Raw genomic sequence first — 7147 nt, 5'->3', positions numbered from 1 at the left:
GGACAAGGGATCAATCAAAGGCAAAATCAAACGAGCAGGGTGGAACGATGCATTCCTTCTCTCAATGCTTGGTCATATGCGATAGCCCTGCCCTTGAGGGGGAGGTTGGGTGGGGGTGTACTGCCGCTAGCGTGGACGCTCGGCTTCGCCTCGCTCCCCCTCCCCCGACCCCTCCCCGCCGGGGAGGGGAGATAAGTCACAGCCTTCCCGCTTATATTACGTCAGAACCCGGCCTTCACCGTGGCAAAGAATTGCTGGGGCGCGCCGACCAGCAGGGTCTGGCCGTCGCCGCTATTGCCATAGCCACCCGACCCGATGGTGCCGACATAGCGTTTGTCGAACAAATTGGTGGCGTTGAGTTGCAACTCGATCTTGTCGGTGAAGCGATAGCCCAGGCTGGCATCGACGATGAGACGGCCCGGCACCGAAACGTCGTTGGTGTAGCTGTAGAAGCGCTTGGACATATAGTTGGTGCCGATCCGGCCGAAGATCGGACCCTGATCATAGTTGAGTTCGCCGCGCAGCATATGCTTCGGGCTGTCCACGACGGTCTTGCCCTTGATGGCGGCAACCAGCGCGCCATTGCTGCTGTTGAAGACATCGTCGCGATAGGTGGCGTCGGTGAAGCTGTAGGAAGCGTAGAGCCCGAAACCGTTGCCAAGGCGCAGGTCGCCCGCCGCTTCGATACCCATGGAGCGCACGCCGCCGACATTTTGCAGCGCGTTGGCGAGGCCCAGGATCGGGCTGCCGACCTGAACCGCCAGCAGGCGGTTGCGGAAGTTTACCAGATAGGCACCCAGCGTACCGTTGAAGATGGGGCTGTTATACCGCAGGCCCAGTTCGTAGGTGTCCGACGCCTCCGGCTTCAGATCGTCCTTGATCTGGTCGAAGCCAGCCTGGCCCGTGGAGAAGGGGCCAGTGGTGGTCGAACTGGCGAAAGCGCGCGATACCTGGGTGAAGCCGCCGAAGATTTCGGCCTCTGGGCTGAGTTCTACCGCGAAACCGGCATGGGGCTGGAACCAGTCCTGCGCCTTGATCTTGCCTTCGGGGAAGCTGCTGGAGACCACCGCTTCCGCTTCGTTGGTGACCTTGAAGCCCTTCCAGCCCAGATTGATCGTCACCATGCCAAGGTCGATCTTGTCGCGGACATGATATTGGATGGTGTCGGTGTTGAATTTGAATTCCCACTGCGTCGCGAAGGGGTTCGTCGGATAGTCGCGGAAGGACAAGCCCGGCTCGGTCCGGCTGGCAAAGGCGTAGAAGCGGCGGGCCTGGTTGAACTTGTTATTCTCATACCAGAGGCCGACTTCGATGGTCTGGATGCCGATGGTGAAGTCGGTGGCGCCGAATATACCGACGCGCTCCATGTCATATTCGGTGGTGCGCATGGAGAGCGGCGAGCCGGTCGGGCTGGGGACCGAGGGGGTTCCCCACAGGCCCATGCCGCTATTCTTGTGATAATAGGTTTTGAGCCGCAGGTTGGCGTTGTCGCCCAGCGGCGAGGTGATGCCGACCGCGCCCAGCCAGTCTTCGCGCAGGCCCGCCGCGTCATAATAAGCGTCCCATACCGACGTGACATTGTCGGGATAGACGGTGCCTGCCGCCGCATTGGAAACGGGCGCGCCGGTTTCGCCGCGATTATTGCCGATGTCGGCATAGTTTACCGCGCGCGCATAGTCGGGGAAGGTGTTGTCCCAGTTCCAGCCCAGGGTTCGGATCATGCCCATCGACATGTCCTGATAATCCTGCTCGCGCCGGTCGGAATAGCTGAACCAGCCATCAATCTTTGCTTCGCCCACGGGGATTACCACCTTGGCATTGACCATATGCTGGTCCTGCGTGCCGGTGCCCTTATATTTGTCGGTCGAGCCATAACCGTAGGAGACAAAGCCCCGAACGCCGCCTGCACTGCCCATGTTGAAGCGGGCAAAGGCGCGCCAGGTGTCGTCGCTGCCATAGGTCAGGTTGCCCTGCGCGGCGAGCGCCTCGGCCGGGTCCATCGAGAAGGTTTCGATGGTGCCGCCCAGATTGCTGGTCGCCTGGGTGCCGAGTGAGCCTGCACCCTGCGCCACGCGCACGCTGCCGATATTTTCGCTGCTGACCGCGCGGGTGATGTGCATGCCATTATGGTTGCCATAGCTCATGTCGCCGAGCGGAATGCCGTCGAAGGTGAAGCCGAGCCGGGTCTGGTCGAAGCTGCGGATCGAGATGCGCTGCGACCATTCATAATTGCCGAACGGGTCGGCCGACTGGAAGTTGACGCTGGGCAGCTTTTCGATTGCCTTGAGCGCATTGGTGCCCGGCGTCAGCACCACGATGTCGCGCGCCTTGATTTCATGCACCTGGCGCGTTTCGCCGCGGCCAAAGACGATGATTTCATCGCCTTCCACGGCGGCGGCTGCGGCGGCGGGCACGGCGAGCGAGGCCGTCTGGGCGAATGCGGGCGTGCTGGCCAACATGGTGGAGGCGAGCAGCAAGGCTGTAGCAGGACGCATGTGAAAATTTCCCCCTTGGAAAGACCGGAGACCGGCTTGGTCGGGGGCCGTAAGCGCGACATGTTGCACTGCAATGAGAGTAGCTTGACGTATCGAAGACGTAACGATGACGGTTTTGCGATGATTTGGAAGGATTACGCAAAAGCGCTGGTTTCATTGTGTCATAAAGGTCGCACTGCGCCCAATTTCGCGGGTGCGATTGCATCATGGGCCAGCAGGGCTATGGCAAGTGCAACATTGTTAGAGGGAAATCAGGACATGGCCAAACCCGAATCCTGGCGGTTCACTCCAGAAGCCTATCGCTTCGTCACCAGCATCGACACCCGATTTCAGGATCTCGACACGATGGGTCACATCAACAATGTGGCGATATCGGGTATTTTCGAAACCGCGCGTATCCGCTTCCATCACCATCTGGGCCGCCATCCGCAGGAACAGGGGGTGCGCTGGCTGGTCGCGGCGGTGCAGTTGAACTTCATCGAGGAATCGCATTTCCCCTATCCGTTCGAAGTCCATTGCGCGATCGGCCATATCGGCCGGACCAGTTGGACGATCAGTTCGGCCGGGTTCCAGAAGGGCGTATGCGTCGCGACCTGCGACACTACGGTCGTCACCCATGGCGCGGAAGGGCGTCGCGAGATTGACGAAACGCTGCGGGAGGCGATGGAGCGGAATTTCCTACGGCAGCCGGACTGACCGGATTCCCAATCCCCGGTTGGTTCGAGCGTTTCTCGACTTCGCTCGAAACGAACGGAGGAGGGTGTTTTGTCGGCCCCTAAAACCGGTGACTTTTACCGGAACCCCGCCATGCGCCGGGTCCATTGGAAGGCGATGACGCCGCCCTTGACCGGCTGAATCATCGCCACCGCCAGCAGGAAGGCCAAGGTCGGCCAGATCGCCGCCTGCCAGCCCAGCGGAATGGCGAAGGCGCTGTTCACTTCGATCATCAGCGGCACCAATATATGGCCGAGCAGCAGAATGACGATATAGGACGGGAAATCATCCGCCTGATGCAGATCCCAGCGCTGGCCGCAGTGGGTGCAGGCGGGCACGGGCTTGAGGAAGTGGGCGAACAGACGGCCCTCGCCACAGGCCGGGCAACGACCTCGCAGCGCCAGCGCGAGCGCTGGGCCGAACGGGCGCGCCGCCACGGCGTCTGGGGCGGGATCGGGGAGGGGATCGGTCATGGCCGCATGGGGTAGGGCGTTCGTTGTGCTGCTGCAAGGACACTGCACCTTGGATCGGCCTTTCGCCGCGCGCAAAGCCTGTTAAGACACGCCCATGCGTCTTCCCGGCCCGACCGAAATCTTTGCCCTGTTCGATGATGCCCGCCCGCGCCACGCCGCGGCTGCGCGCCTCTATCGCGATCCCGTGTCGGTCATCGCCGCTCATCGGATGGAGGAGGTGCAGCCAGCGCTCGACCGCATCGCCGACGCGCGCGAGGCCGGGCTGCATGTCGCGGGCTATATGAGCTATGAAGCCGGGCTGGCGCTGGAGGAACGGTTGGCACCGATCGCCCGCCGCCATGACCAGCGGTCCGATGGGTCGGCGCTCTTGTGGTTCGGCCTGTTCGAAGGGGTGCGGCTGATCCCGCCCGGTACGCTGCCTGCGATGCTGCCCGATCCGACCGGGGTGCAGGTCGGGCCGTTGCGGCCGATGATTGAGGAGGCAGACTATCGCGTCGCCTTCGACGCGGTGCAGGATTATATCCGCGCGGGCGACATCTATCAGGCGAACCTGACCTTCCCTTGCTATGTGCCGCTGACCGGCGATCCGATGGCGCTCTATGCCGCCGTTCGGCCGCGCGCGGCGGCGGGCTATGGCGGGGTGATCCGCACCGGCGACCATGCGCTGCTGTCCTTTTCGCCGGAGCTGTTCTTTACCCAGGTGCGCGGGCAACTGACCGCCCGGCCGATGAAGGGGACGGCGGTACGCGACGGCGATCCAGAGCGGGACGCCGAATTGGCGCGCTGGCTCGCCGCCGATCCCAAGCAGCGCGCCGAAAATCTGATGATCGTCGACCTGCTGCGCAACGACCTGTCCCGCGTGTCGCGCGCGGGCAGCGTGATCGTGCCGGACCTGTTCAAGGTCGAGAGCTTCCCGACCGTGCATCAACTGGTGTCGACCGTGCGCGCGCGCATCCTGCCCGGCCTGTCGCCGGTCGATGTGCTGCGCATTCTCTTCCCCTGCGGGTCGATCACCGGCGCGCCCAAGGTGCGGGCGATGGAGATCATCGATGCGGTCGAACCCCATCCGCGCGGCGTTTATACGGGCACGATGGGCTGGATCGACCCGGAGGGCGACGCTGCCTTCAATGTGGCGATCCGCACTTTATGCGTCGCGGAAGGCAGCGGTGTTGGTCGCCTCGGCCTTGGTTCGGGCGTCGTCGCAGATTCGCAGGTGGATTCGGAATGGGCCGAATGCCTGGCCAAAGGGCGCTTTCTTGCCCCGGCCTGATGTCTCCAGCTTGACTCTCGAACCGGCAAGGGCTTGGAATAGCGGCAATGTCACTGGCTGATCGACGCTTCGACCTTATTGAAACCATGGCCTTCGACCCGCTCGACGGGATCAGGTTGCTGGAACTGCATCTGACGCGGCTCAAGGCGAGCGCCGATGCGTTCGGCTTCGCCTTTGATCGCCATGCCGTCCGCAACGAATTGCAGGCCGCGACCTTCCGCCTGCGCGAACGCAGCCGGGTGCGGTTGATGGCATCGCGCAGCGGTGCGGTGGCGATCGAGGTGCGCGATCATATCGGCTGGCCCCAGGCGATCGTCCCGGTCAAGGTCGTGCCGCGCCATGCGCCGGCCGATGATTTGCGCCTGTTGCACAAGACCACCGACCGCAGTCTCTATAGCGACGCGCTCAAGCGCGGTGGCACCTATGAGGTCGCGCTGATCGACGCGAAAGGCTATCTGACCGAGGGCTGTTTTTCCTCGCTGTTCGTCGAGCGCGGCGACAAGCTGGTGACGCCGCCGCTGGCGCGCGGATTGCTGCCCGGCATATTGCGCCAGAGCCTGATCGACATGGGCGAGGCGGTCGAGGGCGACCTGCGTGTGTCCGATCTGGAGCGGGGCTTTTTCATCGGTAATGCCGCGCGCGGCATGGTCGCGGCGACGCTGGCGCCATAGCCGGGCTTTCCTGCCGAATAGCCATTCCCCGCCATCTGGCCGGTTGCCCCGTTGCCCGTTGCGCACTAAGGGACGCGGCATCCGTCCTATGGTCGGATGAGGGGATTTGAATATTTTTTGTCGCGATTCCCAGGATGGCGGGCTGTGCCGATCGCTTGGACGTCGCTTTGAAGAAAGATTGTTGCCATGAGCCAGACTTCCGCCGCCTTGGGTCGCATCCAGCCGTCCGCCACGCTCGCCATGAGCGCGCGCGTGAACGCGCTCAAAGCCGAAGGCGTGGATGTTATTGGCCTGTCGGCGGGTGAGCCGGACTTCGATACGCCCGATTTCGTCAAGGAAGCGGGCATCGCCGCGATCCGCAACAACCAGACCCGCTATACCGACGTGGACGGCACTGCCGACGTCAAGGAAGCGGTGATGTTCAAGTTCAAGCGCGATAATGGGCTGGTCTACAAGCGCAGCCAGGTCACGGTGAACTCCGGCGGCAAGCATACACTTTTCAATGCGCTGCTGGCGACGGTGGATGCGGGCGATGAGGTCATCATCCCGGCACCTTACTGGGTCAGCTATCCCGACATCGTGAATTTCGCGGGCGGCACGCCCGTCTTCATCGAGGGGCCGGCGAGCCAGGGCTACAAGATCACAGCTGCGCAACTGGATGCGGCGATCACGCCGCGCACCAAGTGGGTGATGCTCAATTCGCCGTCCAACCCCAGCGGTGCGGCCTATTCCGCCGACGAATTGAAGGCGCTGGCCGACGTGCTGCTGCGCCATCCCCATGTGCTGATCCTGACCGACGATATGTATGAGCATGTCTGGTATGCATCGACGCCGTTCGCGACGATCGCGCAGGTCTGCCCGGAACTGTACGACCGCACGCTGACGGTGAATGGCTGCTCCAAGGCCTTCTCGATGACCGGCTGGCGCATCGGCTTTGCCGGTGGTCCCGAATGGATCATCAAGGCGATGGGCAAGTTGCAGTCGCAGTCGACCAGCAACCCTTGTTCGATCAGCCAGGCTGCGGCTGTTGCCGCGCTGACCGGCCCGCAGGACTTTCTGGAGGACCGCAACGCCGTGTTCAAGAAGCGCCGCGACATGGTGGTGGCGATGCTGAACGATGCGCCGGGCCTCGATTGCCCGACGCCCGAAGGCGCTTTCTATGTCTATCCCGATGCCAGCGGCGTGATCGGCAAGATGACGCCCAAGGGCGTGCGTATCGAGAATGACGAAGCGCTGATCGCCTATTTCTTGGACGAAGCGAAGGTTGCGGCCGTTCACGGTGCTGCTTTCGGCCTCTCGCCCGCCTTCCGCATCAGCTATGCGACATCGGAAGATGTGCTGAAAAAGGCCTGCACGCGCATTCAGGAAGCCTGCGCCGCACTGAAATAAGGGAAGTCGCACCGGCTGCAATGCGGCCGGAGCGCCCCTGCGTGGTAGGGTCGCGCCTAAAACCATCAAAAATGGAAACGGTCCTTTTCGACCCGTGCCGTCTTGTAGACGGCGCGACGGGCGCTATATCCCCGT

At 62.8% G+C, this 7147-nt stretch carries 6 protein-coding genes; 4 read left to right on the top strand and 2 right to left on the bottom strand.

Annotated elements, in window-relative coordinates:
* Positions 1 to 221: 221 nt before the first annotated feature.
* Positions 222 to 2495 (bottom strand): TonB-dependent receptor domain-containing protein, encoded by a 2274-nt coding sequence (locus J2W40_RS03150; protein WP_310221946.1) that lies wholly within the window; start codon positions 2493 to 2495, stop codon positions 222 to 224.
* Between the two features lie 258 nt (positions 2496 to 2753).
* Between J2W40_RS03150 and J2W40_RS03145 the strand changes: the two genes are divergently transcribed.
* Entirely contained in the window at positions 2754 to 3191 is a 438-nt protein-coding gene (locus J2W40_RS03145) for an acyl-CoA thioesterase (protein ID WP_069065189.1), read from the top strand.
* Between the two features lie 95 nt (positions 3192 to 3286).
* On the opposite strand, the gene J2W40_RS03140 is transcribed toward J2W40_RS03145, so the two are convergent.
* Entirely contained in the window at positions 3287 to 3682 is a 396-nt protein-coding gene (locus tag J2W40_RS03140; RefSeq protein WP_310221945.1) for a DUF983 domain-containing protein, read from the bottom strand.
* Between the two features lie 94 nt (positions 3683 to 3776).
* Between J2W40_RS03140 and pabB the strand changes: the two genes are divergently transcribed.
* The 3 genes from pabB to J2W40_RS03125 all read left to right on the top strand — a co-directional run bounded on the left by pabB (position 3777) and on the right by J2W40_RS03125 (position 7012).
* Positions 3777 to 4952 (top strand): aminodeoxychorismate synthase component I, encoded by a 1176-nt coding sequence (gene pabB / locus J2W40_RS03135; RefSeq protein ID WP_310221944.1) that lies wholly within the window; start codon positions 3777 to 3779, stop codon positions 4950 to 4952.
* 47 nt (positions 4953 to 4999) lie between these two features.
* Positions 5000 to 5623 carry an aminotransferase class IV gene (locus J2W40_RS03130; RefSeq protein WP_310221943.1) on the top strand — a complete coding sequence of 208 codons (624 nt, stop codon included), beginning with the start codon at positions 5000 to 5002 and terminating at the stop codon, positions 5621 to 5623.
* Between the two features lie 186 nt (positions 5624 to 5809).
* Entirely contained in the window at positions 5810 to 7012 is a 1203-nt protein-coding gene (locus J2W40_RS03125) for a pyridoxal phosphate-dependent aminotransferase (protein WP_310221942.1), read from the top strand.
* Positions 7013 to 7147: the final 135 nt, after the last annotated feature.

This window comes from Sphingobium xenophagum (assembly GCF_031457465.1).
In the GTDB taxonomy this organism is placed as follows: domain Bacteria; phylum Pseudomonadota; class Alphaproteobacteria; order Sphingomonadales; family Sphingomonadaceae; genus Sphingobium; species Sphingobium xenophagum_A.
The sequence above is the reverse complement of the archived record's forward strand: the minus strand, read 5'-3'. Positions and strand labels throughout refer to the sequence as shown.